At 61.7% G+C, this 26,908-nt stretch carries 25 protein-coding genes; 17 read left to right on the forward strand and 8 right to left on the reverse strand.

Annotated features, from left to right (window positions below; genetic code table 11):
* The first annotated feature begins 54 nt into the window (after positions 1–54).
* Positions 55–2,445 (forward strand): TonB-dependent receptor, encoded by a 2,391-nt coding sequence (locus VIZ63_RS14545; protein ID WP_331610386.1) that lies wholly within the window; start codon positions 55–57, stop codon positions 2,443–2,445.
* Positions 2,446–2,621: 176 nt separating this feature from the next.
* On the opposite strand, the gene VIZ63_RS14550 is transcribed toward VIZ63_RS14545, so the two are convergent.
* From VIZ63_RS14550 to VIZ63_RS14570, 5 genes are all read right to left on the reverse strand, one after another.
* Positions 2,622–3,359 carry a DUF4197 domain-containing protein gene (locus tag VIZ63_RS14550; RefSeq protein ID WP_331610387.1) on the reverse strand — a complete coding sequence of 246 codons (738 nt, stop codon included), beginning with the start codon at positions 3,357–3,359 and terminating at the stop codon, positions 2,622–2,624.
* A gap of 68 nt (positions 3,360–3,427) precedes the next feature.
* Positions 3,428–4,036, reverse strand: a complete 609-nt coding sequence (locus VIZ63_RS14555; RefSeq protein ID WP_331610388.1) for a TetR/AcrR family transcriptional regulator — start codon at positions 4,034–4,036, stop codon at positions 3,428–3,430.
* The gene (locus tag VIZ63_RS14560) at positions 4,033–5,622 is read right to left on the reverse strand and encodes an amidohydrolase family protein (protein WP_331610389.1); all 1,590 of its coding nucleotides are present in this window, start codon (positions 5,620–5,622) and stop codon (positions 4,033–4,035) included. Before VIZ63_RS14560 ends, VIZ63_RS14555 begins: the two co-directional genes overlap by 4 nt.
* 75 nt (positions 5,623–5,697) lie before the next feature.
* Positions 5,698–7,239, reverse strand: coding sequence for an amidohydrolase family protein (locus VIZ63_RS14565; protein WP_331610390.1), 1,542 nt, complete (start codon positions 7,237–7,239; stop codon positions 5,698–5,700).
* Positions 7,240–7,322: 83 nt separating this feature from the next.
* The gene (locus VIZ63_RS14570; protein WP_331610391.1) at positions 7,323–10,700 is read right to left on the reverse strand and encodes a TonB-dependent receptor; all 3,378 of its coding nucleotides are present in this window, start codon (positions 10,698–10,700) and stop codon (positions 7,323–7,325) included.
* Positions 10,701–11,572: 872 nt separating this feature from the next.
* Between VIZ63_RS14570 and VIZ63_RS14575 the strand changes: the two genes are divergently transcribed.
* The 5 genes from VIZ63_RS14575 to VIZ63_RS14595 all read left to right on the forward strand — a co-directional run bounded on the left by VIZ63_RS14575 (position 11,573) and on the right by VIZ63_RS14595 (position 15,713).
* A complete protein-coding gene (locus VIZ63_RS14575) occupies positions 11,573–12,103 on the forward strand; it encodes an RNA polymerase sigma factor (RefSeq protein WP_414703801.1) in 531 nt (176 codons plus the stop codon).
* Positions 12,075–13,136 (forward strand): FecR family protein, encoded by a 1,062-nt coding sequence (locus tag VIZ63_RS14580; RefSeq protein WP_331610393.1) that lies wholly within the window; start codon positions 12,075–12,077, stop codon positions 13,134–13,136. Before VIZ63_RS14575 ends, VIZ63_RS14580 begins: the two co-directional genes overlap by 29 nt.
* Positions 13,137–13,182: 46 nt before the next feature.
* Positions 13,183–14,364, forward strand: a complete 1,182-nt coding sequence (locus tag VIZ63_RS14585; protein WP_331610394.1) for a serine hydrolase domain-containing protein — start codon at positions 13,183–13,185, stop codon at positions 14,362–14,364.
* Positions 14,365–14,596: 232 nt separating this feature from the next.
* Positions 14,597–14,950, forward strand: coding sequence for a DUF1330 domain-containing protein (locus VIZ63_RS14590; RefSeq protein ID WP_331610395.1), 354 nt, complete (start codon positions 14,597–14,599; stop codon positions 14,948–14,950).
* A 355-nt stretch (positions 14,951–15,305) separates the two neighbouring features.
* Positions 15,306–15,713 carry a cytochrome c family protein gene (locus tag VIZ63_RS14595; RefSeq protein WP_331610396.1) on the forward strand — a complete coding sequence of 136 codons (408 nt, stop codon included), beginning with the start codon at positions 15,306–15,308 and terminating at the stop codon, positions 15,711–15,713.
* On the opposite strand, the gene VIZ63_RS14600 is transcribed toward VIZ63_RS14595, so the two are convergent.
* Together VIZ63_RS14600 and VIZ63_RS14605 are read right to left on the reverse strand one after the other, a co-directional pair.
* Positions 15,710–15,874, reverse strand: a complete 165-nt coding sequence (locus VIZ63_RS14600) for a hypothetical protein (RefSeq protein WP_331610397.1) — start codon at positions 15,872–15,874, stop codon at positions 15,710–15,712. The two genes, VIZ63_RS14595 and VIZ63_RS14600, sit on opposite strands and share 4 nt — an antisense overlap.
* Positions 15,875–15,929: 55 nt before the next feature.
* Positions 15,930–16,133, reverse strand: coding sequence for a hypothetical protein (locus tag VIZ63_RS14605; RefSeq protein WP_331610398.1), 204 nt, complete (start codon positions 16,131–16,133; stop codon positions 15,930–15,932).
* 112 nt (positions 16,134–16,245) lie between these two features.
* On the opposite strand from VIZ63_RS14605, the gene VIZ63_RS14610 reads away from it, so the two are divergent.
* The 4 genes from VIZ63_RS14610 (at position 16,246) to VIZ63_RS14625 (ending at position 18,453) form a co-directional block, all read left to right on the forward strand.
* Positions 16,246–16,614, forward strand: a complete 369-nt coding sequence (locus VIZ63_RS14610; RefSeq protein WP_331610399.1) for a YbaN family protein — start codon at positions 16,246–16,248, stop codon at positions 16,612–16,614.
* 341 nt (positions 16,615–16,955) lie between these two features.
* A complete protein-coding gene (locus VIZ63_RS14615; protein WP_331610400.1) occupies positions 16,956–17,129 on the forward strand; it encodes a hypothetical protein in 174 nt (57 codons plus the stop codon).
* A gap of 284 nt (positions 17,130–17,413) precedes the next feature.
* The gene (locus VIZ63_RS14620) at positions 17,414–17,848 is read left to right on the forward strand and encodes a hypothetical protein (protein WP_331610401.1); all 435 of its coding nucleotides are present in this window, start codon (positions 17,414–17,416) and stop codon (positions 17,846–17,848) included.
* Entirely contained in the window at positions 17,809–18,453 is a 645-nt protein-coding gene (locus VIZ63_RS14625) for a YopT-type cysteine protease domain-containing protein (protein ID WP_331610402.1), read from the forward strand. The genes VIZ63_RS14620 and VIZ63_RS14625 overlap by 40 nt, the downstream gene beginning before the upstream one ends.
* A 100-nt stretch (positions 18,454–18,553) precedes the next feature.
* Here the strand turns inward: VIZ63_RS14625 and VIZ63_RS14630 are convergent, their stop codons facing one another.
* Positions 18,554–20,107: a S10 family peptidase gene (locus VIZ63_RS14630; protein ID WP_331610403.1), complete on the reverse strand. Its 1,554-nt coding sequence runs from the start codon at positions 20,105–20,107 to the stop codon at positions 18,554–18,556.
* A 448-nt stretch (positions 20,108–20,555) separates the two neighbouring features.
* Here VIZ63_RS14630 and VIZ63_RS14635 point away from each other — a divergent pair, with 448 nt between their 5' ends.
* The 7 genes from VIZ63_RS14635 (at position 20,556) to VIZ63_RS14665 (ending at position 26,888) form a co-directional block, all read left to right on the forward strand.
* A complete protein-coding gene (locus tag VIZ63_RS14635; RefSeq protein WP_331610404.1) occupies positions 20,556–21,413 on the forward strand; it encodes a hypothetical protein in 858 nt (285 codons plus the stop codon).
* Between the two features lie 275 nt (positions 21,414–21,688).
* Positions 21,689–22,714, forward strand: a complete 1,026-nt coding sequence (locus tag VIZ63_RS14640; protein ID WP_331610405.1) for a MoxR family ATPase — start codon at positions 21,689–21,691, stop codon at positions 22,712–22,714.
* A gap of 2 nt (positions 22,715–22,716) precedes the next feature.
* On the forward strand, positions 22,717–23,571 hold the full coding sequence (locus tag VIZ63_RS14645) for a hypothetical protein (protein WP_331610406.1): 855 nt from the start codon (positions 22,717–22,719) through the stop codon (positions 23,569–23,571).
* On the forward strand, positions 23,568–24,443 hold the full coding sequence (locus VIZ63_RS14650) for a hypothetical protein (RefSeq protein ID WP_331610407.1): 876 nt from the start codon (positions 23,568–23,570) through the stop codon (positions 24,441–24,443). The genes VIZ63_RS14645 and VIZ63_RS14650 overlap by 4 nt, the downstream gene beginning before the upstream one ends.
* Complete coding sequence (locus VIZ63_RS14655) at positions 24,440–25,453, forward strand: vWA domain-containing protein (RefSeq protein ID WP_331610408.1); 1,014 nt, start codon at positions 24,440–24,442, stop codon at positions 25,451–25,453. The genes VIZ63_RS14650 and VIZ63_RS14655 overlap by 4 nt, the downstream gene beginning before the upstream one ends.
* Complete coding sequence (locus VIZ63_RS14660; RefSeq protein WP_331610409.1) at positions 25,450–25,983, forward strand: hypothetical protein; 534 nt, start codon at positions 25,450–25,452, stop codon at positions 25,981–25,983. The genes VIZ63_RS14655 and VIZ63_RS14660 overlap by 4 nt, the downstream gene beginning before the upstream one ends.
* Positions 25,980–26,888, forward strand: coding sequence for a vWA domain-containing protein (locus tag VIZ63_RS14665; RefSeq protein ID WP_331610410.1), 909 nt, complete (start codon positions 25,980–25,982; stop codon positions 26,886–26,888). The genes VIZ63_RS14660 and VIZ63_RS14665 overlap by 4 nt, the downstream gene beginning before the upstream one ends.
* The last annotated feature ends 20 nt before the right edge of the window (positions 26,889–26,908 follow it).

Raw genomic sequence — 26,908 nt, forward strand, 5'->3', positions numbered from 1 at the left:
ACGGTCGCGTTGCAGGACGCGTCCGCTTTCTGTTCTGTGCAACAAGGGGACCTGATGAAAGATCGGAAAACAATCCGCAGCCTGATGACCGGCGCGGGAATGGCGTTGAGTGTGACAGTCAGCACACCTGCGATCTCACAGCAATCCACGGAGGGCGCCGCGTCGAATCGGATCGACGTGCTGCATGAAGTCGTCGTGAGCGCGCGCAAGCGCGACGAGAGCGTGCAGGAAATCCCGTTGACGGTGAACGCGTTCAGCGAAGCAGAAATCGCCGCACGCGGTATCGACGATCTCAAGGACCTGTCGTCCAATACGCCGGGACTCATCTTCTTCACGCCGGGCGATCGCAGCATCTCGCGCATGGCCATTCGCGGCATGTCGCAGGTCACGCCATCCGGCGACACGACCCGCGACATCGCATCGATCTTCATTGATGGCGTCTACTATTCGGGCCAGACGGCCGGCCTCGCGTTCGACGATATCGAACGCGTCGAAGTCATCAAAGGCCCGCAATCGGCCTATTTCGGCCGCTCCACGTTCGCAGGCGCGATCAACTTCATCACGAAACGACCGCATGACGAGTTCGAAGCGAAACTCGATCTGTCGGCCGCCGAGTACGACGACTACAGCGGGCGCCTGAGTGTCAACGTTCCCGTCATCGAGAACCTGCTCGCGATGCGTGTCGTTGGCGGCTACAACTCACGCGGTGGCCAGTACAAGGATGCGACCAGCGGCGACGGTCTCGGCGAGCAGCGCGACACCTATGGCGTCCTCTCGGCACTGTTGACGCCGGGTGACCGCGTCTCGGCCCTGTTGCGCTTGTCTTACACGCAAAACGTCGATGGCCCGCCCGCCTCACAGACGATCGCTCGCCAGGCTGACCATAACTGCGGCCCGTTTGCCGACGGCGCCGTGACGAACAACGGTCGAGCCACGACGCTCTACTGCGGCGAACTACGCTTCAGGGGACAACCGGATCTGAATGACACGATACCGGTGGCGGCGGGCACGCTCTTTTTCGATTCGCCAAGAACCGAACGCGACATGGTCACGGCGTCGCTCAATCTCGACGTCGAATTGCCGGCCAACCTCACGTTTACCTCACTGAGCAGCTACCAGACGGAAAAGCAGGAATCCGTCATGGACTACGATCTGACGAACGTCGATGCGTACTGGGCCGAGACGTTCCGCGACCAGGACACGATCACCCAGGAATTGCGTCTGACGTCGGATTCGTCGCAGCGGCTGCGCTGGATGGGCGGTCTCTACTATCTCGAGCAGGACTACTACACTCAGGCGCGGTTCGCGTACGGCACGATTCCCACCTTCCGGGTACCGGGTCTCACGGGCACGGTGACCGCGCCCGCGCCGAATCCGAAGGAAGTCGAAAACAAGGCGGTCTTTGCATCGGTCAGCTATGACCTGACGGACCGGCTCGAAATCGCGCTCGAAGGGCGTTATCAGAACGACAAGATCATCGCCCCGGCGCAGGGCGCGGGTGCCCAGAGCCTCGTGGTCGAGAGCAGTGCCTTTCTGCCGCGGTTGCTCCTGAGCTTCCAGGCCGACGACGACACGAATCTCTATCTCAACGTCGCCAAAGGCAATCAGCCGACGCAGGGTAACCCGCAGCTGCTGTTCCTGACGCCAGAGCGGCGGGGGCAGCTGGCCGCGAGTTGGGGAATACCGCTCATCGTCCCCGAGTCGAAAATCGTCAACTACGAAATCGGGCTCAAGAAGACACTGGCCGATGGTCGCGCGACCTTCAACACGGCACTCTTCTATTCGCAGTGGGAGGGCAAGCAGGACACCAAGGGCGCGCAGGTCGACTTCAACGGCAATGGCACGATCGACATCGGCCTGGCCGGCGCCAACCGCGAGGCATTTTCGGGGCAGGCAGCCGTTGCCGGAGACGAGGATGTCTATGGCGTCGAAATCGAAACGCGTTTTCTCTTCACCGATGCAATCGAAATCGGCGCCGCGGCAACCTGGACGGAGGTCGATTTCAAGCGTGGCTCGACGAGCAACATCGTCTACCGCTACTTCGGTGGCGATCCAATCACGCAGACCGGGGACATTACCGGCCGCAAGGAAGGATTCGTTCCGGACCTGTCCGCCACAGCCTATCTGCAGTATCGCGCTGCGTTCAACGCTTCCCTCGATTGGCGCGCGCGTGCCGATGGCATCTACGTCGGTTCACGGTATGACTCGTTGCTCAACATGGCCGAGACCGGCGAGTCGTTCGATCTCAACGTGTCGATCGGGCTCGAAGCAGAGAAGTGGACGGCATCGCTGCGGGTGCGCAACCTGCTCGACGACGACACGCTCGAATCCATTTCGTACCAGGGCGACGCGGCGGGCGATCCGCTTGGATTCCGACTGTACTCGGCTCAGGCGGCGTTGCCCTTCCGTCGCCAGATCGGCATGGACGTGAGCTACCGATTCTGATGTGCGGGTGATTCCGCGGGCAACACGAAGAAGCAAGTTGAGGCGCCGGCCGGGACCGGTCGGCGCCCTTTCTTTGGCAGACTCCATCGGCCGAAGCTACCTCGACTCTGGGCAGGTTCTGCTCTTCCCTGGTTCCGATCCTCTGCGCGGCAAGGATCTGCCTGTCCGATGTACTGCTACCGACCGAAGACGGCGGCAATCGCACTGCTGCCGCGTCCGATCGGATCCTTTCTGATGGCTTTTTCTTCTTCGCCGACCTGAGTGAACAGAGCATCGAGGCTGCGATTCAGCACATGCTGTTCGAGATCGAGGTCCGGCTTGTTGCCCAACGGAAGCTGCTTGTAGGCGGAAAGAAGTTTGTCGTACTGATCGTAGAAACCGATCTGCTGCAGGTTGCTGCGGATGATCGGCTGGTAGCGCTGGCGTAGCTCTGCCTCGGTGCGTCCACGAAAATACTGAGTCGCCGCCGTGTCATTGCCGCGAATGATGCTCAGTGCATCATTGACCGTCATGGTCCGCACCGTATTGACGAACAAGGCCTTCGCTTCGACCGCCGCGTGCTCCGCACCCTGATTCATCAGCTTCTCTACCTGGTCGATCTGACTGCCCAAGCCGAACTGACGCAGGCGCGAGGCCAGTGGCTGCACCGACTCCGGCAACCGGATGCGATACCGCGTGCTGTTCTGATAACCACCGGCTGCCGACAACAGGTCTGCGGCACGGACGCTGCTCAGTTCCAGCGATTCCTTGATCCCCCGGACCAGAGCGCTCTCGCTGGTTTGCGAGCTCGCCGCGCCCGACTGAACGATCTGCGACATCTCGGCGCAGGCACCGAGCCCGATGGCCAGCATCGAACCAATGAGCAGCGCGGACGCACGACGCGCGACGTTGCGCTGTTGCGAAGAAGCGAGCACGAAAGTCCCTCGGACAGATACGACGAGAATGCGAGTGTAGCGCGCGGGGACGCTTGGGCGGGAGGCCGTCAGCCCCCACACAGCTCGAGCAGCTCAAGGCGGCGCTCGGCGGTGATCCGGTCGCATTCATATATATCAGCCAACCAGAGACCATCCGCCAGTAGCCGCAGATGCAGCTCGTCAATCGACATTTCCTTGGTCCCACTCTGTCCTGACCGCTGACTCGCCTTGCTTCGACTACGCTGAGCAAGCTCGGGATATGCAGCGCAAATGAGCGCCAGGACCTGGCGGAGCTGCTGACTTCGCGGCAACTCCCCCATGCACGCTATGGCGCGAAGGCGGGCACGAGCACCTTCGACACCCACATCCGCATCGGAACATCGCTGCTGTTCAGCAGCATCTGCCACCTGTGCGACCAGAATATCGACCAGAGCCTCCAGCAGAGCAGTCTTGCCGTCGAAGTAATAGAGCAATCCACCCTTGCTGACGTGCGCCGTCTCGCAGACTGCATCCAGGGTCAGATTGCCGACGCCCTTTTCGAGGATCACCTTGGCGGTCGCGTTGAGCAGTTGTTCACGGCGCGCGCCATTCGATCGCAACGGACTCACCGGTACGGTGCCACCATTGCGGCGCGTTTCCGACGGATCCACTCCAGATTGCAGCGCGCCGCGTTTCAACGCTTCATCCCGGGTGGAATGATCTTCTTGCCGGTCTTTGCCTTTTCATCGTCCACCATGGACTTCACATCGGCCAGCAGCTTCTTCGCGTCATACACGACGCCGTCCTTGATCGTGTACTTCACGCCGCCGATTCTCTGTACGGAACCGTCGCCCATCAACTTCACCGCGCCGGTACCGTAGAGAAGCTTGAAGCTCTCCAGCGGATTCTGATCGATGACGAGCAGATCGGCGAACTTGCCGATCTCGACACTGCCTGTGTCCTTGTCGATACCGAGCACCTCCGCACCGCTCAGCGTACCGGCGCGTATCGCTTCGAGCGGCATGAATCCGGCTTCCTGAAGCAGCTCGAGCTCACGAATCAAGGAAAAGCCGAACAGCATGGCTTCGTCGCTGCCGGTCGAGACCCGGCCGCCGCGATTCTTGTACTCGTTGACAAAAATCATCCACGTGCGGAACTGCTCGCTCCAGTCGGCTTCGTTCTTCGTCGTCCAATCGTGCAGCCCCGAACCATGCGTGTCCTTGCTGGGGGTATAGCGCCGCACGTACGCCTCGGGGAATGCATAGTCTTCGAACCATTCCTGGGTACGCGCCCGCATGTAGTCGCGATACTTCTCGTAGACGGAGTAAGTGGGCGACAGCGTTGTGTCATGTTGACGCATCTCGTTCAGCACCGAGTTCCATTTCTCTGAATACGGAGCCGCTGCCTGCGACCACAGGTTGGCGCCTTCACCAAAACGATCCTGCTCATTCTGATAATTGAAGTCCGGCGGGAAATACTGGACGGTGCGGTCCTCGAACATGGCCTCCGGCATGCCATACCAGTGCTCGATCGAGCCCACGCCCGCACGCACGCTGTCGAGCGCATTCCAGCGAGCCACCATGGTCTGCCGATGATGGATCATGGAGCGCAGCCCCACCTTCTTCATTTCATCCATCGAGGCGCGGATCACGTCGGGCGTAAAGCCGGCATCCTTGATGCCATCGGCGCCCGCCTTCTTCGCCATGCGAACCCACTCGCGCGCGCCCGCTTCTGTGGTCGGCAGGTTGAAACTGCCGTCCGGATAGAAGCCGAAGCGCAAAAATGCCGAGATCTTCGGCGCGGTGATCAGGTGCTGTGCACTCTGCTCTCTGAGCTTGCGGACCCAGTCGAAGCCGGCACCCGAACCCGGATCGCGGACGGTCGTGATGCCGTGGGCCAGATCCAGCTTGAACTGGTATTCCGGATTGCGAACGATGTGCTGGTGCGTGTCGATGAGTCCCGGCATCACATACATGCCTTTGCCGTCGATCTCGCGCCCGCCCGGCTTGAGCACTGGCACGTCTTTCGAGTAGGCGGACGAACCCACCGCGCCCGGCAGATGGATCGACTTGATCCGGCTGCCTTCAATGACGATGTCGACCGGGCTGATTGGCGGCGCGAGCGTCCCTTCGATGATGGTGACGTTGCGCAGGATGAGCTGGGCGTAAGGACCTTCGCCCTCCTTGCGCTGCGGAGGATCGAGCCTGCCGCTCTCCGCGGCGAAGGCATTGATCGATCCGGCCGCGAGCGCGCTCCAGGCGAGATGTTTCAACATGCGATTCATAGACTGCCCCTGGACGCAGCACCTCGACGGCGAACGCCGGGATGCTGCGTACCCTTGTTTGCTCAGAACCTTGAACTAATGCGTGAAACCCGGCTGCACGATCTTCTTGCCGGTCCTGGCCTTTTCGGCGTCGACGATCGCCTTCGCATCGGCCAGCAGTTTCTTCGCGTCGAAGATGACGCCTTCCTTGATCGTGTACTTCACGCCGCCGATCCGTTGCACGGAGCCGTCGTCCATCAGCTTGATGGAGCCAGTGCCGTAGAGCACCTTGAAATTCTCCAGCGGGTTCTGGTCGACGATGAGCAGATCCGCGAGCTTGCCGATCTCGACGCTGCCCGTGTCGTCATCGATACCGAGCGCTTCGGCGCCGCTCAGAGTCGCGGCACGCACGACCTCGAGTGGACTGAAGCCCGCCTCCTGCAACAGCTCCAGTTCGCGAATGAGCGAGAAGCCGAACAGCATCGCTTCGTCGCTGCCGGTGGTTACACGGCCCCCGCGGTTCTTGAATTCGTTGATGAACGCCTGCCACAGCTGAAACTGCTCACGCCAGTCGACCTCGTTCTTCGTGCTCCAGTTGTGTTGCGACGCACCGTGATGTTCCTTGCTCGGCACCAGCGACTTTTCAAAAGCTGCCGGAAACGCATACGGTTCGAGCCATTCCTGTGTTCGTGCACGCATGTAATCACGAAGCTTTTCGTAGACCACCATGGTCGGATCGAGCGTGAAGCCCAGCGCCACCATTTCGTCCAGGACTGCATTCCATTTCTCGGAGTATGGCGCCGCTCCCTGCGAGTAGAGCGTACCGCCCTGACCGAAGCGCATCTGTTCGTTCTGATAGTTGAAGTCCGCCGAATAGGCCTGAACGGTGCGATCGAGGAACATCGCCTCCGGCAGGCCGTACCAGTGTTCCATCTGGGTCACGCCGGCACGCGCGCTGTCTAATGCGTTCCAGCGCGCCACCATGGTCTGCCGATGATGGATCATGGAACGCAGGCCGACCTTCTTCGCTTCATCGAGCGCTGCCTTGATCACGTTCGGCGTGAAGCCCGCATCCTTGATTCCATCCGCGCCGGCGGCCTTTGCCATGCGAATCCACTCGCGCGCGGCCTTCTCCGTCGTCGGCAGATTGAAGCTGCCGTCCGGGTAGTAACCGAAGCGCAGATACGTCTTGATCTTCGGTGCCGTGATCAGGTTCTTCGCGCTCTTGTCCTTGATCTCCTGCATGAAGGCCAGTCCGGAGGTCGTACCCGGATCGCGAATGGTCGTGATGCCATGGGCGAGATTGAGCTTGAACTCGTACTCCATCTGGGGACTGATGTGCTGGTGATTGTCGATGAGACCGGGCATCACATACATGCCCTTGCCATCGATCTCGCGCCCGCCTGGCTTGAGCACCGGCACATCTTTGGAATAGGCGGACGATCCCACTGCGCCGGGTAGATGGATCGACTTGATGCGGTTGCCCTCGATCACGATATCGACAGGACTGATCGGCGGTGCCAGCGTGCCTTCGATGATCGTTATGTTGCGCAGAATCAGCTGCGTGTACGGTCCCTCGCCTTCCTTGCGCTCCGGAGGCGCCTGCATTCCCGGAGCTGCCGCCGCGAAGGCGCTCATAGGCCCGAGAGCCAGCACTGTGCACACTATATGTTTGACGATTCTGTTCATGGTCGTGCCGCCTTTCCTCATTGGATTCGTCATCAGAACTTCTTGCTCATTTCGAGGGTGAATGCGCGGCCTTGCAGCAAGCCGCTGTGCACCGCGACGCTGTAGCCGTAGCCGAAGTTGGCGGCGGCGACCGGGGGCGCCTCATCGCTCAGGTTGATGATTCCCAGCTTGATGTTCGAACCGGACAGCCACGTGTTGTCGGAATCGAATGCATAGGAGCCGAAGGCGTTGAAGTAGAGGACATCATCGATCTTGTAGCGGTACACATTGGCGTTGCCGGTGTACTGCGGAACGATGTAGTTGGGACGGCCGAGCGACTCGTAGATGGTGCCTGTGGTGGTCGCGTTGCTGTCCGCATAGGAACCGATGTAGTACGCACTGACTCCGGCTGCCCAGCCACCGTTGCGCCAGGTGGTCGTCATCGAGCCGCGCCATTCGGCGTTGCCGTCCACATCGAGACGCTCGGTGTAGATCGGCGCGGTTCCCGGGGCGTTGAGAATTGTGTACGAGCGCAGCACATGTGTCGCATCAGCGCTGATTGCGATGTCGCCGATGGCGGTGGGCATGTTGTAGCTGACGTTGAAGTCCCAGCCGGCCACCTTGCCCGTCGAGAGGTTCAGCGGCGGCGCATCGATCTGGAAGATGCGTCCAGTGGCTCCGAGCGGCGCGCCTGGATTGGCTGCGTTGTACGCGGCGAACAGGCCACGATCTTCAAGCGTCGGTGCAACGCGGGTGACCGCAGCGTCGCCTTTGTACCCCGCGGTACCCTCACCGAAATCGATTGCGTCGATCGGCACGCCCGCGGCGATCTGCGCCTGCGTGTACGCCGTGAGCAGCAGCATGTCGTTGTTGCGAATCTGCGCGGCGCCCAGCGATGCGATGATGTTGGATTGCTCGATCTGCCAGTAGTCGGCCGAGATACTCAGGCCCCGCACGAACGGCACCTCGAACACGATACCGGCGCTCACTCCTTCGGAGTCGACGGGATCGAGGTCCGGATTACCCGCGGTGCCACTGCGATAAATGTATGCCCCTTCCGCCGTGGCAGTCTGGCGGTAAGGATCGATGCTTCCGGGCGCGCCGGCATACGCCCACTGCGAAGCGTTGTACAGCAGAGGCAGGCTGGGCGCGGTAAAGCCCTCGTTGTAGGAAGCACGCAGCATCACCGACTTGACCGGCCGGAAGTTCAGGCCGAACTTCGGCTTGGTGGTCGAGCCGAAATCGTCGTAGCGCTCGTGACGGACAGACGCACTGAGCTCGAGCGTATCGACGAGCGGCACATCGTTGGCACTCGACACCAGCGGCACGATGGTCTCGGCATAGAAGCTCTTGATGCTCCGATCGCCTCGCGCATCGGGCTTCGGCGAAGCCGGAATGAAATCGTTGTCGTTCGGATTGAGCCCGGAATCCGGCGGATTCATGCCGGCATAGGGCGGGCGAAAGTCGCGATAGGCTTCTTCGCGATACTCCATGCCGACGCCCGCCGTGATGTCGCCGCTCCAGATCGACAGGAGCGACCCGCCGATCCTGGCATCGAAGCTGGTGAGCTCGCTGCGCCCTTCACGGCGCCATTCCTGTGTGAAGGAATCGAGCACGGCATCGTTGTTCGTGTACGGCTGATCGGCCACGACCGCGCCGTCCTGAACTTTGAACGTATAACCGAACGGGTTGTACGCTGTGCTCGGCGTCGTCTGCATCAGCGCCGCCTGGAAGAGGCTTTCGCGTACTGAGTACGGATTGCTGTCGGTCACCGATCCATAGCTGTGCAGAGCACCGACTTCCCAATTCCAGCGATCCGCGAGCGTGCCGCGCACGCCACCGACCACGCGATACGTCTGCGACGACACATCCGTGAGTTCGCGCTGGTTGGGGTCGAAGATGACGGACTGCAGCGTGATCGAGCGTGGCGTACCGACGAGTCGCGCCATGCCGTCGGCATTGGGCAGACCGGCGGGATCGTAGAAGCGCGAGCCGTACGGGTTATAGGGATTGTCGATCGACATCGGCGCGAGTTGATCGGCCGAAGGCGCATTGAGATTGATCGGATTGCGGATAATCTTCGAATCGGCGTGGTAGTACGACACATCACTGAACAGCGTGATGTCGTCGGTGAGATCGAATTCGAGCGCCGTGAACAGGTTGACGCGCTGGCTCTCACCCAGACCCATGGTGTAGGCGTTGTTGTTGCCGTAGAACTCGGGATTGTTCGCACGGGTCGGCGCGACAGTGGTCAGGGTCATCGCACCATTCACCGGCCGGAAGTAGTTGGCCGACGTCCCGCTGCCCACACGAAACACCGGGTAGATGCCGGTGCCCGAACGGCCATCGAATGGGCCACCGATGGCGTTGAACGGCGCAGGTACACGCGAGGTGTTGTTGGTGGTCGTCGAGAAGTCTCGGTCGCGCAGCCAGATGGCTTCGCGATTGAAGGCTTCCAGTGTCGTCACGAAGCGGCCGCGATTGCTGGCGAAATCACCGCCGTGCGTCAGCGCGACCTGCTGGGTCTCGCCACCACCCTGCTCCGTGGTGCCGAGGCGCACACTGATCTGGCTGCCTTGAAAATCGCGGGCCGTGATGTAGTTGACCACACCCGCCACCGCATCCGAGCCGTAGATGGAAGAGGCGCCGTCACGCAGGATTTCGATACGTGCGAGCCCCTGCGTCGGCAATTGATTGACGTTGGGCGCGTACTGAAGCGCATCCGTCGTAGGATGCGCGATGATTCGCCGCCCGTTCAGCAGCACCAGTGTGTCGCTGGCTGAAAGACCGCGCATGGTGACAGTGGCAATGTCGCCGCGCGCACCGGCGCCGCCCCGCGGCGACTCGTTAGCAGGCGAACCGGTCACCTGCGGCAAGGAACTCAGCATTTCGACCGGCGTAAGTGCATTACGCAGCTGCATCTGGTCCTGGCTGAGCGTGGTGACCGGCAGCACATCTTCGGCGCCGGTCCGTCGCAAGTTCGAGCCGGTCACGACAACTTCTTCCACCAGCGGCTCGCTTTGCTCGCTGGTGGAATCGGCGGCGTTGCTGGGTCCCGTCACCTGGGCTACGCGAATCGTCTTACCGGTCGCCTCTTGCGTCTGAGTACCTGGCGTCGTCGTGCTCTGCGCGATCAGCATCGCGCCGCTCGGGTCCGCGCGCAGCTCGAACGATGTGCCTTGCAGCAGTCGGAAGATAGCCTCCTGCGTCGTGAACCGACCCACCGCACCGGTAGTGCGGACGTCGCCGACCTGCTCAGGCCTGTAGACGAGATCGGTGCCGAACTGTTCGGACGCTTGCAGAAGCGCCTGACGAAGATCGCCCGCGGGGATATTGACCGCACGAGCTGCATCCGTTGCTGCGTGAGCCGAGATGCAACAGCCCGCGAGAATGACCGCCACGGCGGTGCGCACACTCATCAACTTCGACATCCGACCCTCCCAAAATCCGTGAACCCCAAGATCCTCATCCCCCAATCCCGGCACTTTGTTTTTCGAACACACAGGAGACGATTGAATGTTGAAAATCCCTCCTGATTTTTTTGTTCGTAGCGAAAGGAGAAACGTTCGAGAAATTTCCTACAGGTCTGTCGCTGACGCAGATCGATGTCGAAGCAAATTGGTGCGCCTGTTTCATCACGTGCACCACTCTTGGAGCAAACGTGATGTCGCGTCTGCGGCTCCTCACATCACCGGAGTGTCTGCGAATATTTTTCTGATCACTCGGTATGCGGACGTAAAACAGAGAGCCTTGCGCGTCTGCGCTCTCTTGTAGATCCGCCAACACGGCATTCCCCAGCTGAATCGCGTATCGCGTTGGCGCTCGACAAGTCAGTCTGAAGTACACACGAGAGCGATCACTGAAGCGTGGGCAGCGCGCTTCCGCGCGCGCAATCGAGTCGCCATCACCTTACTGGCATGCTTAGTGCTTAAACGTCGCCTGCCCTATCAGCGGTCACCTACCGGCTGTCTCACGGACCGCGCTTTCTATCCAAGAAGAGCAGCGACGTCCGGGAACGGTCGACCGAGCCGCGTCACCAGCATCTGTGCGCACTCTGTGGAGGATTCATGAGAGGCCTTATAGCTCCCGTGCTCGCGAGCGCGCAGAAGATTCCGAGCACGTACTCCTATTCGCCGTGTCGTATTGCTCCGACCTTGCATGTAACCAAGACAGGTCCAGCCGACACGAGACACTCAAGCCGATGAAACCACTGCCGCCGGTTTGCGTTGGAGTGTCAGGGTCGTCGCTCGAACCACTCGATTCCTGGTTCAAGCGCGAGATCCTCGGCCATGAAGAGATTCTCGTGCGCTTCATCGCGCGCGTCTGGCCGCGCCATCACGAAATTGCGGACATCCGCCAGGAGGCCTACATTCGGGTGTACGAGGCCACCCGCGTAGCTCGCCCGCAGTCCCCCAAAGCATTTTTGTTCGCGACTGCCCGCCACCTGATGGCCGACCGCATCCGTCGAGAGAGGATCGTCTCGATCCGTGCCGGTGGGGATAATGAGTTCCTGAACGTCATAGTCGAGGAGATCTCGCCGGAACGGCGGGTCAGTGCGCATCAGGAGCTCGCACGGCTGGCTCGTGCGTTTGATCGACTGCCGGCACAGTGCCGTGAGGTGCTATGGCTCAGGCGGGTGAAGGAGCTGTCGCAGAGGGAAGTCGCCGAGCGCATGGGGCTTTCCGAGAAGACGATCGAGAAGCACCTGCGAACCGGCACGCGCCTGCTGGCGCGCTACACGCAAGAGAATGCGCTCGAACCGAGAATCAACGACACCGACGAACTCGAGAGTGACGAGACAGGCCGTGACCACGGACCGCAACAACGACATTGAAGAAAGCGCCAGCGGCTGGCTGATCCGGCGCGACTCCGACTCCTGGACGGACGCCGACCAGGCGCGATTCGAGGAGTGGCTCGATGCCTCGACGTTGAATCGCATCACCTTCCTGCGGCTGGAACTTGCGTGGGAGGAATCGGCACGGCTGAAGGCACTCGGAGCGGGCGTACCGGGAGATCGCCCGCCGCCGCCTGGAGAATGGAATCTCACCGCTTTTTTTTATTCGCACCGCAGGCCCGCTCAGGACGGCGGCGCTCACAGCGTGGCCAATGATGGCTGGACCCAGCAAGACTCGGCCGACACAGCGACGTTTTTCCGGAGAGCGCTGCGAAGCAGCCGCCACTTCGCGATCGCAGCCGGTCTTTTCCTTGCAGTCGCAATTGGATTGGGCGTTTATCAGCTGCAGCGAGAAGGCGAACACTTTGCGACTCCGGTGGGCGGACTCACTTCGGTGCCAATGATCGACGGCTCCCAGATTACGCTGAACACTGACAGTCAGGTGCGCGTCAGACTGACACGAACCGAGCGGCGCATTGAACTCAAGCGCGGCGAAGCATTCTTCGAAGTCGCCAAGGATCATGACCGGCCGTTCATCGTCGACGTGGACGGAAGGCATGTCGTTGCCGTGGGAACCAAGTTCTCGGTGCGACGTGACGGCAACGCGCTGGAAGTCACTGTCACCGAGGGCGTTGTGAAACTGGACGACACCATTCTCACTGTAGGCATGATCGCCCGCTCGCGCGAAGACGGGTTACTGGTTCAGCGCAAGAGTCTGGCGGAGGCGGAATTGAATCTGAGTTGGCGGCGCGGCGTGCTGATGCTCCGAGAGATGCCGCTTTCCCATGCCGTTGCGGAATTCAACCGCTATAACGTACGCAAGCTCGTCGTGGCCGACCCCGAAGTCGGCGCGCTGAAGGTCGAGGGCAATTTCCGACCGACGAACGTACTGGCGTTCGTGCGCTTGCTCGAAAGCGGATTTCCGATCCGCGCTTCGGTAGAGGACGAGCAGATAGTTCTCAACGCCAGGTAGCGTAGAGTAGAGCCTGCCGCGCGTCACCGCGGCGGGAGAACAAGGCATGAAACCTGGTCTGTCGTTCGCGGCCTGCGCTCTGATATTGAGCACTTCATTCGTCGCCTTCCACCACAATGCACGTGCCGCGCAGCCTGCCTCCACCGTCGTCTACTACCCGCCGGCAGGCAGCTGGGCGAAAAAATCAGCGAGTGAACTCGGCATGGATCCGGTCGCGCTCGAGTCTGCGATCGAGTTTGCCCGCACCCGCGAATCGGAACGCGCAATGGATTTCAGCGACCAGGAGCGCATCTTCGGATCGATGCTGGGCTCGGTGCCGGACATCCGCGCGAAGACCAATGGCATCGTCATCTACAAGGGTTACGTGGTGGCCGAGTTCGGCGACACGACGTGGGTCGATCCGACCTACTCCGTCGCGAAGAGCATGATGTCGACAGTCGCTGCAATCGCCGTTCGTGACGGCAGGATTCGCAGCCTCGAGGAACCGGTCGGCAAAACCGTGAAGGACGGCGGTTACGAGTCGCCGCACAACGCGCTCGTGACCTGGCAGATGCATCTGCAGCAGGAGAGCGAATGGCAGGGCACGATGTTCGGCAAGAAGGACGACTTCGTCGGCAAGGAAGCGTTCGGTGAAGGCGAGCGCAAACCGCGCCAACTCAGGCAACCGGGCACGTTCTACGAATACAACGACGTGCGCATCAACCGCTTCGGCCTGTCGCTCCTGCACACGTTCGGCCAGAGCGTGCCCAGCGTCTTCCGGCGCGAAGTCATGGATCCCATTGGCGCGTCCAACACATGGCGCTGGATTCCGTATCACAACAGCTTCGTCGAAGTCGACGGCCGCAAGCTCGCCTCGGTTTCGGGCGGCACGCGCTGGGGCGGCGGCATGTGGATCAACGCGCAGGACATGGCCCGCTTCGGCTATCTCTGGCTGCGCGGCGGCAAGTGGGGCGAGAAACAGATCGTGCCCGCCGGATTCGTGAAGGCGGCACTCGCCCCGAGCCACCATGGACCCGACTACGGCTATCTCTGGTGGCTGAACACGCAGGGTAAAAATTATCCGGACCTGCCGACGACTGCTTACGGTGCGCGCGGCGCGGGCAGCAACACCATCACGATCCTGCCCGAGCAGGACCTGGTGGTCGTATGGCGCTGGCACTCAGGCAATGAAGCAGAGTTCGTGAAGCGGATCGTGGCGGCAATCGAGCCGTCGCCGGACGGACGGTAGACCGCGTTTGGAAGGCAACGTCACCGGCTTGGTGTGCCGGGTTAATTGCCACCCCAGCAACCAGCACCGATGGCTTGCCACCGCTCCTGCCGGCGCGCGTTGATTGCGTTTGAAAGCAACGCATTGAGTGGCGACATCACTTCGACACGATCTGCCAGGAGTCTTGGCGGTACGCGTTTGCGAGGCAAGCGGCAACGTGCAAGCGTTTTTCCATCTCATATAAACGTGATCCATGAAAACCTACCTGATCAATCATCTGCGCATCCCTGGCGACGTTCCGAACAGCGAGGCGCTGACATATCTCGACCAGGTGGAAGCAACCGTTGCGCCCCACGGCGGCAAGTGGCTGGCTCAGGGTGCTGGGGATGTGATCGAGGGTGCGTGGCCCGGCGGGGTCATATTGATGGAATTCCCCAACCGCGAAGCGGCGATGGCGTGGTATCGATCAGCCGAATACCAGGCGATCCTGCCGCTTCGAACCCGGAACGCGATCTCCGACGTCATCTTCATTGACCAGCTACCCGACGGGTTCACCGTTAAGAGTTTTGCGGCTGAGATACGTCGGGCCACACAGCGCACTGGCTGACATCGCGCGTGATCGCGGCGATAGCCTCCTGGAACAGGCAGTGGGCATGCAGAGATATAGGTGAGGACGAAGCCACGCGGCGGCGATTGACCGCCCGTTTGACGGGGAATCGGTAGATGCCCAAGGGCAGAGATTCCGAAGGATCAGCGCGAGCAGATATCCGCGGATGCGGCAACGGACTCAAGGACTGAACCCAAGGTGCGGCATGAATCGGCGATGACCGAGCCGCATCGACGAGTTCACGCGAGCCCCACAGGAATTTTTTGCGACTTTTTCTTCATTCGCGCCGACCCGGTCGAAGCTACCTCGATTCTGCGGTAGGTTCTCTTCTTCCCTGGTTCCGGTATTGCGACTGATGAATTCAACTACCCATCCCGGTCGATGGCTTCTCCTCGGCATGCTATCCACGTTCCTTACCGCGTGTGGCAGTGGCGCTCCTGCAGGCGATCCTCTGCGCGGCAAGGATCTCTTTGTCCAATGTTCCGGATGCCATCAGCTGCAGGAAAACAGCAGCACCGGTCCGAAGCACTGCGGCCTGATTGGCCGCCCCGCGGGCAGCGTGCCCGGATTCGACTACTCCGAAGCGATGAAAACATCGGAACTGACGTGGGACGAAAAGACGCTGGATGAGTTCCTCACGATGCCGTATGCCTACGTGACTGGCACGAAAATGGGCTTCGCAGGAATTGGCAATGCAACGGACCGCGCAGATGTGATCGCCTACCTGCGGCAGGTCGGTGCGGACCCTGCCCTGTGCCCCTAGCGTGCACGCAATTGCTCGCGCAGCTCACTGGCTCCGGTAATCAGATTCCGATTGAACTCCTGCAAATCGCAGAGACGATCGACATGGGCGGTGAACTCGGGTCTCAGTGAGCCGGAATCCTGCTCGTAGAACACCGCCGGATTGTCGCCCGCTGAGAGCACACGGGCTTCCGTGAATGCGTTGTAGCAGCGGACGCTCCCTTGGATTGCGCAAGACTTATTCGGCGCGTGTTGCCGACAACGCGACGGCGGCTCCTGCATCCGGCATGCCTTCATGCCCGTAGTGAAGACGCAAACGCCGAAACTGCGATTGCACCGCTCCGACAACCCGTCGATCGAGGAGTCCATCTTGTGGAAGTTGCGCCTGCACCATTTGCTCGTCGGTCGAGAAGATTCTGGCAGGCAAGTAAATGGACAGCATCGAGTGTCAGTCAGGACATCGCCCCATCGTCACAATACGGTCTGCGAGCCACTGAACGGTATGGAAGGGATTCACCAGCACAGAAGACCGCTGCCGACGACTAGAATGTCGCATGTTCCGCTCGACGCAGATCCTGCTCTGGCGCCTGGCCGCGCTGCTTGCGCTGGGGCTCGGCATCGTTGGCATAGCGCTTCCCGTTCTGCCGACCGTGCCGTTCCTTATCCTCGCGGCCTGGGCAGGAGGCAAGGGGTGGCCGGCACTGGAACAGCGCCTGCTCGCGCATTCGACGTACGGTCCACACATCCGCATATGGCGAGAACGCGGAGTGGTTCCGCGCAATGCCAAAATGGCCGCGACCCTGGCGATGACCATCAGTGCGATTGGCTTGCAGTTTGCGCCGGTGCCGATGTGGCTGCGAATCGCCGTGCCGATAATGATGCTGGCCGTAGCGCTGTGGCTGTGGCGACGGCCGGAGACTTGAGGTACCTCTGATTTATTCTCCGTTCGCCCTGAGCCTGGTCGAAGGGTGAGCCCTGCAGTGTTGAAACTGACGCACTGTTTTCGGGAGGTGCTTCGACCAGCTCAGCACGAACGGAATTAATCAGACCTTCCTCGAGGGACGCGCTGGGTGGTTCGGTCAGATTTTCAGGCTTGCCACTTCGGGTGTGCCAGAAGAGCCGCCTCCGATATCCTGTACCGGCAGTTCCGAGGCATGACCGCCATGAGCCGTCTTATCGTGTGATCGGCGCCTTCGGAACGAGAGCCGAGCAGACCTCGATATTTCCATCGTCCAGTCGACATGTGGACGTATTTTTCAGTGGCATGTCTCTCGCGGAGCTCGAGCCGCTTGCGATCCACCAGGGATTGAACACCGAACGCGTGCACGTAGACACCTTGTCGCTCGAGCAATTCCGGCATCGCGTGAAACAGAACCTGGCTTCGTCCAGCGACTACGTCCTGATTCAGCCAGGAGCGCTTTTTGGAATCGGTCATTGAACATATGCCCGAGTCCTCCAGAAACGCACACGACACCTCCACGGCAGTTCTGCATCAAGGCCAGCTGTCGATTATCAGTAATCGGCGGCCGACAGCGCACCGGCACCGCCCGAACGCCTGACCGATGCTGGTAATCTGTGCCATAGCGAGGCTTGACGCCGGAAGGGCCTGGCATATTTCATCGTCAGGAAAATCTACCGACGCACAGGAAATCGTCGGTGCCGCACCCGACAGGAAACTCAGAACGCCGGAGTATCGAGAACCATCCTTGGGGGGAGTGATTCGTGGGAAAGAAAGATGTTTACGACCGCTTGAATGAGACGCTCGATGAAATCACGCAGCCTGCGTGGCGCGATACCCTGTTCACCGGCTACAACACCAGCGTCATTCGCAAGATCGTGCTGCGCGACATCGACAGACACTGGTCGGATGTCGAGACGACGCAACTGAGCGAGCTGTTGTCACTGGGCGGGGTGCGTCTCATCAAGCGCGACGCCGAGACGGAGACACGAGCGCTGAAGCGGCTCGGCCTGATGTTCCATCGCGTCCCCGGATACCACACCGCCGCGGAAACGCAGAGCTTCAAAGCGAGTCTCGTGAATCAGTCCCGCGCCGACACGCAGTTTCGCGTGAAATACGAAGTGCAGCGCGCGCTGCGTTTCATGACGGACGAGAAATTGTGGGCCGCGACATCGCGAGACGCTACGGCGGTTCGCTGACCCACTATTACAACCAGGGCAAAGACAATCGACTGAACCAGTTCGACAAGACCGAGAATGGCTGGTGCCTCGGAATGTCGGTGCATTGGCTCGGTTGCAAGGCACAGAAGATCGACTTCTGGGGCACACACATGAGCGAGATGGGTGCCGCGAAGTATCGCTTCATCATGGCCGCGCAGGGTGTCCGTACCGCCACCAACACTACCGACGATCGCGCCTCGTTCAGGCTCGCCAAGTTTGGTTTGAAGAAGGCCGGCGAGACGCGCATCGATGCCGACCCACAGCCGCAGCAACTGGCGTCGGCACTGATCAACAGCGGCAACCCCTACCTGCGGATCGGCCAGTACTATGTCGACGGCGGCGGCCACGCAATGGCGGCATGCCTGGAGAAGGGCGGTATCACTTTCATGGACCCGAACCTGGGCGAGTTCTTCTTTCACAGCCTCGGTGGCTTTGAAGCGTGGCTTCCGCTCTTCATGCGGAAAATGGATTACCAGCTCGATGAGTTCTACGTCGAGCGCTACGCCGGCGGGCCACCCGAAGCACCGGACTTCCTGAAGGAAGCGCTGGCCGGACGTCGTGCGGCGATGGGATACGACAGCTGAGCGCTGTCCCTCGGCGCCTCATTCTGGCGCCGCACCCTGAACAGCAGCGGCTCCGCGCCTCCGTCGGGCGGTTCGCCCTATGTGCGAACTGCCCGGCCCTTCAGTTTGCGTTCGCGTCGATGAACGCGGCGGACGTGTCCCTGAACTTGCTCATGGATCCGGGATGCACATACATCATGTGTCCGGCTTCGTAATATTCGATCTGCACGTTGCGGCGCAGCTCCGGCGTGATGTTGAGATGGTCGATGGCGTGCGTGACCGTACCGTAGGGGCAGGCGAGATCGAAGTATCCCTGTTGCACCAGCACCTTCATTTTCGGATTCAGTGTCATCGCATAGGACAGATCCGGAATCACGCTGGCGTAAGGCAGCTTCATTCCGTTCGAATCCGGCTGCACGTGGCCGAAGTCCCAATCCTTCCATAGCGGCGCGGAAAGTTCGTACTTCTGATCGGACACCACCTTGAGTTCGCGGCGCACGTAGTCGTTGAACGTGGCGACGATGGCAGGCGCGATCGCCGCAGCATATGGATCGAACGCGGTGCTCTCCGCGATACGGTTCGGCATGCCGCCGACGAAGCGCGAATCGATGCGTCCCACCGTGATGCCGCGGGCGCGCAGCAACTCCTGCAGGAAGCGGTTCTCGTCCATGCGCAGGTTGGCCTTGTCCCAGTACGCCGCGCTGATACCGGTGTAGCGTTCGAGTCCGGCGAGTACGTTCTGGCGTTCCTCGGCGGTGGCGCGCGAACCCCTGAATAGCGCGGGGGCGTAGACGATTTCCGCCCAGTGTTCGACCTCGCGCAGGAAGGGCTGCAATTGCGGCGGTTGTGGAGTCAGGACCTTGTGAAACCAGGCGGTCGCGGCGCACGTGGAAAGGAAGTTCACCGTGCCCTCGTCCACCGACAGCCCCGCCGAGCCGGTCGCGAAATCGAGGAAGGGCGACACGAGGATGATGCCGTTGAGCGCGACGTTGTGACGCGTCAGCAGGTCGTAGGTCACGCCTCCCGTGCGGATGCCGCCGTAGCTTTCGCCGAGCACGAATTTCGGGCTGCCCCAGCGACCGTACTCGCCGAGGTAGCGCACGATGAAGTCCGAGACGGAACGAATGTCGTTGTCGACTCCCCAGAAATCCTTGCCTTTCGCCTTGCCGACCGGTCGCGAGAAGCCGGTGCCCACCGGATCGATCAGCACGATGTCGGCGCGATCCAGCAACGTGAATTCGTTGTCGACGATCCTGAAGGGACCGCGTGTGTTGCTGGTTTCGTCTTCCAGGAAAGCGCGGCGCGGTCCGAGGATACCCATGTGCAGCCAGGCGGATGCCGAGCCTGGTCCGCCGTTATAGGCGAAGACGATGGGACGATTGCTCGAGTCCTGCCCCTGCCGGACGTATGCGGTGAAGCCGAAGAGCGCAATGGGCTTGTCTTTCTCATTCTTCATGAGAAGAGTGCCGGCCGTGGCCACGTAGTCGATGGCCTTGCCGCCGATCTTGATCTGATGGCGGGAGGTCCACACCCTCGGTTCGGGAATGGGCTTGTCCAGCCTCTCTTCCCTGCCTGGTTTTTTCTGGGTATCCGCAGAATCGGCTGCGTGGGCAAACAACGGCAACGTCAGCCAGAGAGCCGTCGCCAGTGCACCAACCATGCGCGAAATCTTCATTCGTGACCCCATGCGGTGGAATTTTCGGCGAGTATATCGGGACCCCGGCGCCGCCTCGCGGTAATCGCGATTGGGTTCGTCGAGTGACTTGCCACTTCTTGCGATGAGTGCGAACGGCCGAGAGTCGCGCGCCGTCCGCGTATGAGCGGATGTTGCTTTCGCTTCCAAAGTGCTATCCAGCGTGCAGCCTCGGACCACTGGAGGGACGGCAATGGCACGCACGCGCAGCAGACGAACGAACCAGGCCGGGGCGTCCACCTATATGCGCAGGCCGCTTTGCAAAAATCTTCCGCGGCCGATTCCCCGCTTACCCGACCATGTGACCGCGAATCCGCGCCGCGCGGCAGCCATCCTGCGGACGCGGACGAAATGGGCGAATGGCACCGTGCTGCATTATTGCTTCGTCAAGAGCGGCCACTACTCCGTGCCCAAGGTTCAGGCAAATGCAGTGCGAACCGCATTTGCCCAATGGAAGGCGTTGGGAATCGGTCTCGAATTTCAGGAAGTCACCCAGCTCAGCGAAGCCGAAGTTCGCATTGGTTACTCGACGGCCGATGGCGAGTCCGCCTCGGCAGTCGGCCGCGAAATTCTGGATGTGGCGCTGAATGAACCAACGACAGTCTATGGCTGGAGCCTGACGACACAGTATGGATCGGGCACTGCCTTGCACGAGATCGGCCACGTTCTGGGCATGGAGCACGAGCACCAGAATCCGTTCGCCGGCATCAAATGGCATGAGCAGGCGGTTTACGACGCTCTGGCCGCGCCGCCCAACAATTGGGATCACGACACCACGTATCACAACATCATCGAGCGGCTCTCACCGCAACAGGTGCAGGGTTCGAAGTGGGATCCTGACTCGATCATGGAGTACGAGTTCGAGCCTGGCCTCATCGATGTGCCGGACAAGTACGATATCAATGGACTGTTTCCGCCCGGGACGATTTCAGCGGCCGACAGGCAATGGGCGCTGCAGTGGTATCCGGCTTTGAAATCCAGGATGACCACACTGGAGCCGTTCGAGGCAGTGAGTTTCAACCTCGCTGCGGGTCAGCAGATCGACTTCTCGATCACGCCGGCGGCGTCCCGCAAGTACACCATCGAAACCAAGGGAGCATCGGACACGCTGCTCGTACTGTTCGAACAGATCGACGGCGAACCCCGCTTCGTGGCGGGTGACGATGACAGCGGCGAAGACCGCAATGCCAGCATCACGCACAAGCTCTTCAAGGGGCGAACCTACATCGTGCGGTTACGCCTCTATTATCCGGGGCAGTCAGGGACGACGTCGCTGATGTATTCGTAGACAGTGGCAGTTCGGTGCCGGGCCGCTGATTCGCGGATTTCGTCCACGTCAGGCATGGCAATCGTCAACGAGGTCGGGCGACCACTCCATGACTTCCAGTTGGTCCGAGCGTGATGGGGTGCTGTAAATCGGGTACTTGGGTCCGCTCAGGCGGGGCCGCGCGCAACGGCGCTCCTCGGAGTGAATTCCATACCCGTTGCGGATCGTCCTGACAGACGTCGGCTCGCTACTGCGTTCTCCTAGCGCCTTGTCCCCATCTCCCGAGCGAGGCGCCGATGACAGCCGAGGAGCAATTGGAAGATTGGCGCAACCGCGCGTTGCGCGTGGAAGGAGAAGTCGCCAAGGCGGTCATCGGCCAGCCCGATATCATCCGCCTGATCAACGTGGCCCTGTTCGCACGCGGCCACGTGCTGCTCGAAGGCGACGTCGGCGTCGGCAAGACGACCGTGCTCAGAGCGTTCTCGCGCGCGATCGGCGGCGAGTTCGAACGTGTCGAAGGCACCGTCGATCTGATGCCGGGCGATCTCATCTATCACACCTACGTCGACAGCGACGGCAAGCCGCGCATCGATCCGGGCCCGCTGCTTCGGCACGGCGACCAGCTGGCGACGTTCTTTTTCAACGAGATCAACCGCGCACGCCCGCAGGTGCAGTCGCTGCTGTTACGCGCGATGGCCGAGCGCACCGTGTCGGCCTTCGACCGGGAGTATCGGTTTCCGCACATGATCGTGTTCGCGGACCGCAATCGAGTCGAGAAAGAGGAAACCTTCGAGCTGGCATCGGCGGCACGCGATCGCTTCATGTTCGAGCTGCGGATGCCGACACCGTCCGATCCGGCAGTGCGTCGTTCACTCGTGTTCGATCCCGCCTTCCACGACGTCGATGAGTTGCTGGATCGGGTGGCGCCGGGAATCCTGCCATGGCAGGAACTCAATCAGATCGGCGCCGCGATCCAGCGCAGCGTGCGTGCGAGCGAGACGCTGCAACGCTATGTGATGGACTTGTGGGATGCGAGCCATTCGCCGCAGCAATTCGGCGTGCAGCTCGACGGCGTCGATATGTCGAAACTGATCCTCGCCGGTTTGAGCCCACGAGGCATGATGTCTCTGACGCGCGCAGCAAGGGTCGTCGCGTGGCTCGCGGGAAGACTGCATCTCACTCCGGCGGATATTCACGCCGTTGCGCCCTGGACGCTGGGTCATCGCGTGTTCTTCACGCCCGTCTACGAGCTGCGTCGCGGCCCGATCGCCGATGAGCTGATCGCGCAGATGCTCGACAAGGTCGCGACGCCCGCGGGATGACCATGAGCACCTCGCACGAATTTCACTACAAAGTGCCGCGGCGTTCCGCGGGATGGCGGCCCGGCTCGCATATCGGGTCGAGTCTCGGCACGGGGCAGGAGTTCGTCTCGCATGGACGTCTTTACGATCGACCGGATCCGCGGCGATTGGATCTGCGTGCGAGCCTGCGTGAAGTGCGCGGCGATTGGCTGGTGAGAATTCATCGCCAGCGTGTCAGCGTGCGTGTGCACGTGATCGTCGATGTATCAGCGTCGATGCGCTTCGGCGCGCCTCGATCGAAGCTGCAGGTCGTCGCAGATTTCGTCGAGGCCCTGGGCTACAGCGCGTTTCGCGTCGGCGATCCACTCGGCATGGTGGCGTTCGACCACCACGTGCGCGACGACCTGTTCGTGCCGGCGCTGCGGAACCGCGGCGCCGGCACGTTCATGGCGGCGGCACTCAAGGGTTGCGAAGGATCGGCGGGCGGTATCGAAGGGCTCGAGGAAGCCGCGCTGCGGATCGGCGGACGTGACGGTCTCGTATTCCTGGTGTCCGATTTTCACTGGCCACTCGAACGACTCGACGACGTGCTCGATCGACTCGCACCGGCATTCGTCGTGCCCATGGTCACGTGGGATCCCGCTGAGACGCGTCCGCCGCCACAGGATGCATTGCTGGCCGTGCACGATGCCGAATCCAGCGCTCGACGCACACTCTGGCTGCGGCCGAGCGTACGCAATCGCTGGCTCGAGTCCGTCGATAACAAGCGCCAGGAACTCGACAGGCTGTTCGCCGCGCGCGCTATCCGGACGTTCCACGTCTGTGGCGAGTTCGACGGCGACGCGCTGTCGCGATACTTCTTCGAGATCGCTGCGTGAGGCCGCGACAATGCATCGCCTGCGCTTCGGTCGCGCTGGTGTTGCTCGGCACGCCTGTGCCGATGGTCGCACTCGATCAACCTGGCGATTCCGCAGCGAGCACGACGATCGTGCAGCCTCGGCCGTTCGGCTACGTGATCGGCGATGTCGTCACGCAGCGTATTCTGCTGCCGCAACAGTTCGAGCCTGCGGCGCTGACGCCGCAACGCGTGAGCATCTGGTTCGAGCGCCGCGGATCGAGGATCGAGACGACGCCCGACGGACACCGCTGGCTGCTCGTCGGCTATCAGTTGATGAATGCGCCGCAGACGCTCGGCTCCGTCGTTCTGCCTGCCTGGGATCTCGCGTCGACAGATGGAGCGAAACTCAGCGTTCCGGCGTGGCCAATGACCGCCGGCACGCTGACTGCCGCGAGCGCGTCACCCTCGAGCGAACAATTGCGGGCGGATCGCGCGGCGCCCGTCGTTCCCACCGCATCGACACGAACGCGATTGCATCTCACTTTGCTGGCGCTGGCGATCACACTGGTCGCCTGGCTCGCATGGGTGAAGTGGCGCGATCTGCGCGACCGCGCAAACCTGCCTTTCGCGCGCGCACTCCACGACATGCGGAATCTCGGCGATGCCGAGCCACGGTCGTGGCAAGTGCTGCACCAGGCGTTCGACCGGACAGCGGGACGCGTCATTCAGCTCGAGACCCTGCCGACGTTGTTTCAGCGAGCGCCGCACCTTCGGCCGCTGCACGAGGAGATCGAACGATTCTTTTCGCAATCGAGTGCGCGATTCTTTGGTAGCGGGCTGCAGGAAGAGCCGGTCTCGACGCACGCCCTGTGTCGCGAGCTGCGACGACGGGAGAGGCGGTACGCTCGATGAGCAGCGCTTTCGATTTTGCTCAGCCCTGGGCTCTGTTGCTGCTGCCGCTTGCATTGCTGCCGCTGCTGCGCAGCCGTCGCGATGCACTGACGTTCTCCTGCGTTGCCTGGCTGCCGACCGATGCGCTGGGTCGCGTGATCGGTTGGCTATGGCCGGTGCTCGGCGTGCTCGCGCTTGCGAGCTGCATCGTTGCGCTCGCGCAGCCAGGCCGGCCGGAAACGCAGGTTCAACGCACCGGGCACGGCGCGGAGATTCTCGTGCTTCTCGACAGGAGCCGCAGCATGGACGACCACCTGCTGCCTGGCAATTGGCGCGAGCTCGATCCGACGGTTCTGCTCTACCACAAGGATCGCGGGTTGCAGAAAAGCGCGGCGGCGCGCGATCTCCTGTCGCGGTTCGTCGCACAACGCGAGAACGATCGCTTCTCGCTCATGTACTTCAGCGAGAAGCCGCTCAGCGTCGTGCCGTTCACTCAACATGACGAAGTCATGCAGGCGGGCATCGCGGCGGGCGCGACCGGCCGCGGACTGTCGGAGACGCAGGTGGGACGTGCGCTGATCGCCGCGATCGCCGAGTTCGACGATCGCGCCTATACCGGCAGCCGGATCATCCTGCTGGTTTCGGACGGCGGCGCGTATCTCGACGAAGAAACTGCGGACCGTGTCCGCCGGGGCCTGGCCCGCAATCGCATCTCGCTGTACTGGATCTACTTGCGCTCGTACAACAGTGCCGAACTGGATTCCACGCTGCCCCGGTGGGAGAACGCGCCGGAGATGGCGCTGCACCGCTTCTTTCAGTCGCTCGAGACACCCTATCGCGCATATCAGGCGGACGCGCCCGAAGACCTTGCCACGGCCGTCAGAGACGTAGGCAGACAGCAGAACCTGCCGCTCGATTTCTTCGAGCGCATTCCGCGACAGGATTTCAGCCGCTACTTCATCGGCCTCGCCGCGTTCGCATGCCTGCTGCTGCTGGTGTATCGGTCCATGCTGCTGCGGGGCTGGTCGTGAGACGACGAATCGCGCATTGGACGTTCGGTGGGATCGCGCTCGCCTGCGCGGCGTTTGCCGCACACCAGGGACTGCGTCTGCACGAGAGCGAGCACGTCAATGCCGCGGTCACGGGCGCGCGCGCGTCCGAATTCGACGCGAGCATTCCACAGGCGCGCTTCGCGCGAGCCGTGGCCCTGGCGAAAGCGGGAGAGTTCGACGCTGCCATCAAGGCGTACAAGTCGCTGATCGCAGAGCGGCGCGATGAGCTGCGACCAGATGCACTGTTCAATCTCGGCAATCTGTACATGCGCAATGCATTGGCGAACCAGGCGGACCCCACTCAGTCACTGCCGCTCGTCGAGCTGGCGAAACAGAGTTATCGAGAGCTGTTGCGCCTGCAGCCGGCGGATTGGGATGCGCGCTACAACCTCGAGCTCGCATTGCGACTTGCGCCCGAAGTCGAGTACGAGATCGACGAATCCGACGAGCCGCCGGAACGCGAGCAGAGCACGAGCACGCTGCAGGGCGTGCGGATAGACCTGCCATGAGCAGCATGCTGCGCGCGGCCTTCGGCAAGGACTCGCGCCTCATCGCGCTGGCACTGGCGCTGCTGATCCTGGCGCTCGTCGTTCCTGCGGTGGAACTGCCGCGCGATACATTCGACTACGTCGTCGTCTTCGATATCAGTCAGAGCATGAACGTCGAGGATTACGAGCTCGACGGCGAACCCGTGAGCCGCCTCGCCTTCGCGCGCGCCGCGGCCCGACAGACGCTGCACACGTTGCCATGCGGCTCTCGCGTCGGCTGGGGCGCCTTCACCGGCTACCGTACCGTGTTGCTGCTCGCCCCGGTGGAAGTGTGCGCGAACTACGATGACCTGCTCGTTTCGCTCGACAAGATCGATGGCCGCATGCGCTGGTCCAACGCAAGCGAAGTCATGAAGGGATTGTATTGGTCGGTGCTCGCCGCCCAGGCGACGAACGGCCAACCCGATATCGTTTTCCTGAGCGACGGTCAGGAAGCGCCGCCGCTCGATCCCATCTACGCACCGCAAGTGCTGCAGGAACTGAAGAGCAGCCCGATCCGCGGTTGGCTGATCGGTACCGGCTCGCCGGTGCCGAGTCCGATTCCGAGAATCGATGAGGACGGACGGCGCGACGGATACTGGCGCGCCGACGAAGTCGTTCAAACGCCGGAATGGTTGCGCAACCCGAACTCAGCGATCGGCGAGCACTTGTCGGGATTGCGCGAGGCGCATCTTCGATCGCTTTCCGAACAGATCCGCTTCGGGTACGCGCGCCTGAGTGACTTGGGGTCGCTCAGCGACGCGATGCGCGACCCGGATTTCGCGCGGCGTCGGCCGTCACCTACCGACCTGAGCTGGGTGCCTGTTGCGCTCTCGATGCTATTACTCGTGGCGCGATATCGGCCCCGAGGGCGGTCGCGGGCGTGAGATCGGCAGTCCGCGTCAGC

The sequence above is a fragment of the Povalibacter sp. genome (assembly GCF_036520495.1).
GTDB lineage: Bacteria > Pseudomonadota > Gammaproteobacteria > Steroidobacterales > Steroidobacteraceae > Steroidobacter.

Bases quoted from the DNA above. Each gene is read 5' to 3' on its own strand.
- VIZ63_RS14545 (WP_331610386.1), top strand. From the start codon at position 55: ATGAAAGATCGGAAAACAATCCGCAGCCTGATGACCGGCGCGGGAATG.
- VIZ63_RS14560 (WP_331610389.1), bottom strand. From the start codon at position 5,622: ATGAATCGCATGTTGAAACATCTCGCCTGGAGCGCGCTCGCGGCCGGA.
- VIZ63_RS14565 (WP_331610390.1), bottom strand. From the start codon at position 7,239: ATGAGCGCCTTCGCGGCGGCAGCTCCGGGAATGCAGGCGCCTCCGGAG.
- VIZ63_RS14570 (WP_331610391.1), bottom strand. From the start codon at position 10,700: ATGTCGAAGTTGATGAGTGTGCGCACCGCCGTGGCGGTCATTCTCGCG.
- VIZ63_RS14585 (WP_331610394.1), top strand. From the start codon at position 13,183: ATGAAACCTGGTCTGTCGTTCGCGGCCTGCGCTCTGATATTGAGCACT.
- VIZ63_RS14590 (WP_331610395.1), top strand. From the start codon at position 14,597: ATGAAAACCTACCTGATCAATCATCTGCGCATCCCTGGCGACGTTCCG.
- VIZ63_RS14595 (WP_331610396.1), top strand. From the start codon at position 15,306: ATGAATTCAACTACCCATCCCGGTCGATGGCTTCTCCTCGGCATGCTA.
- VIZ63_RS14605 (WP_331610398.1), bottom strand. From the start codon at position 16,133: ATGCTGTCCATTTACTTGCCTGCCAGAATCTTCTCGACCGACGAGCAA.
- VIZ63_RS14610 (WP_331610399.1), top strand. From the start codon at position 16,246: ATGTTCCGCTCGACGCAGATCCTGCTCTGGCGCCTGGCCGCGCTGCTT.
- VIZ63_RS14615 (WP_331610400.1), top strand. From the start codon at position 16,956: ATGTCTCTCGCGGAGCTCGAGCCGCTTGCGATCCACCAGGGATTGAAC.
- VIZ63_RS14630 (WP_331610403.1), bottom strand. From the start codon at position 20,107: ATGAAGATTTCGCGCATGGTTGGTGCACTGGCGACGGCTCTCTGGCTG.
- VIZ63_RS14640 (WP_331610405.1), top strand. From the start codon at position 21,689: ATGACAGCCGAGGAGCAATTGGAAGATTGGCGCAACCGCGCGTTGCGC.
- VIZ63_RS14645 (WP_331610406.1), top strand. From the start codon at position 22,717: ATGAGCACCTCGCACGAATTTCACTACAAAGTGCCGCGGCGTTCCGCG.
- VIZ63_RS14655 (WP_331610408.1), top strand. From the start codon at position 24,440: ATGAGCAGCGCTTTCGATTTTGCTCAGCCCTGGGCTCTGTTGCTGCTG.
- VIZ63_RS14665 (WP_331610410.1), top strand. From the start codon at position 25,980: ATGAGCAGCATGCTGCGCGCGGCCTTCGGCAAGGACTCGCGCCTCATC.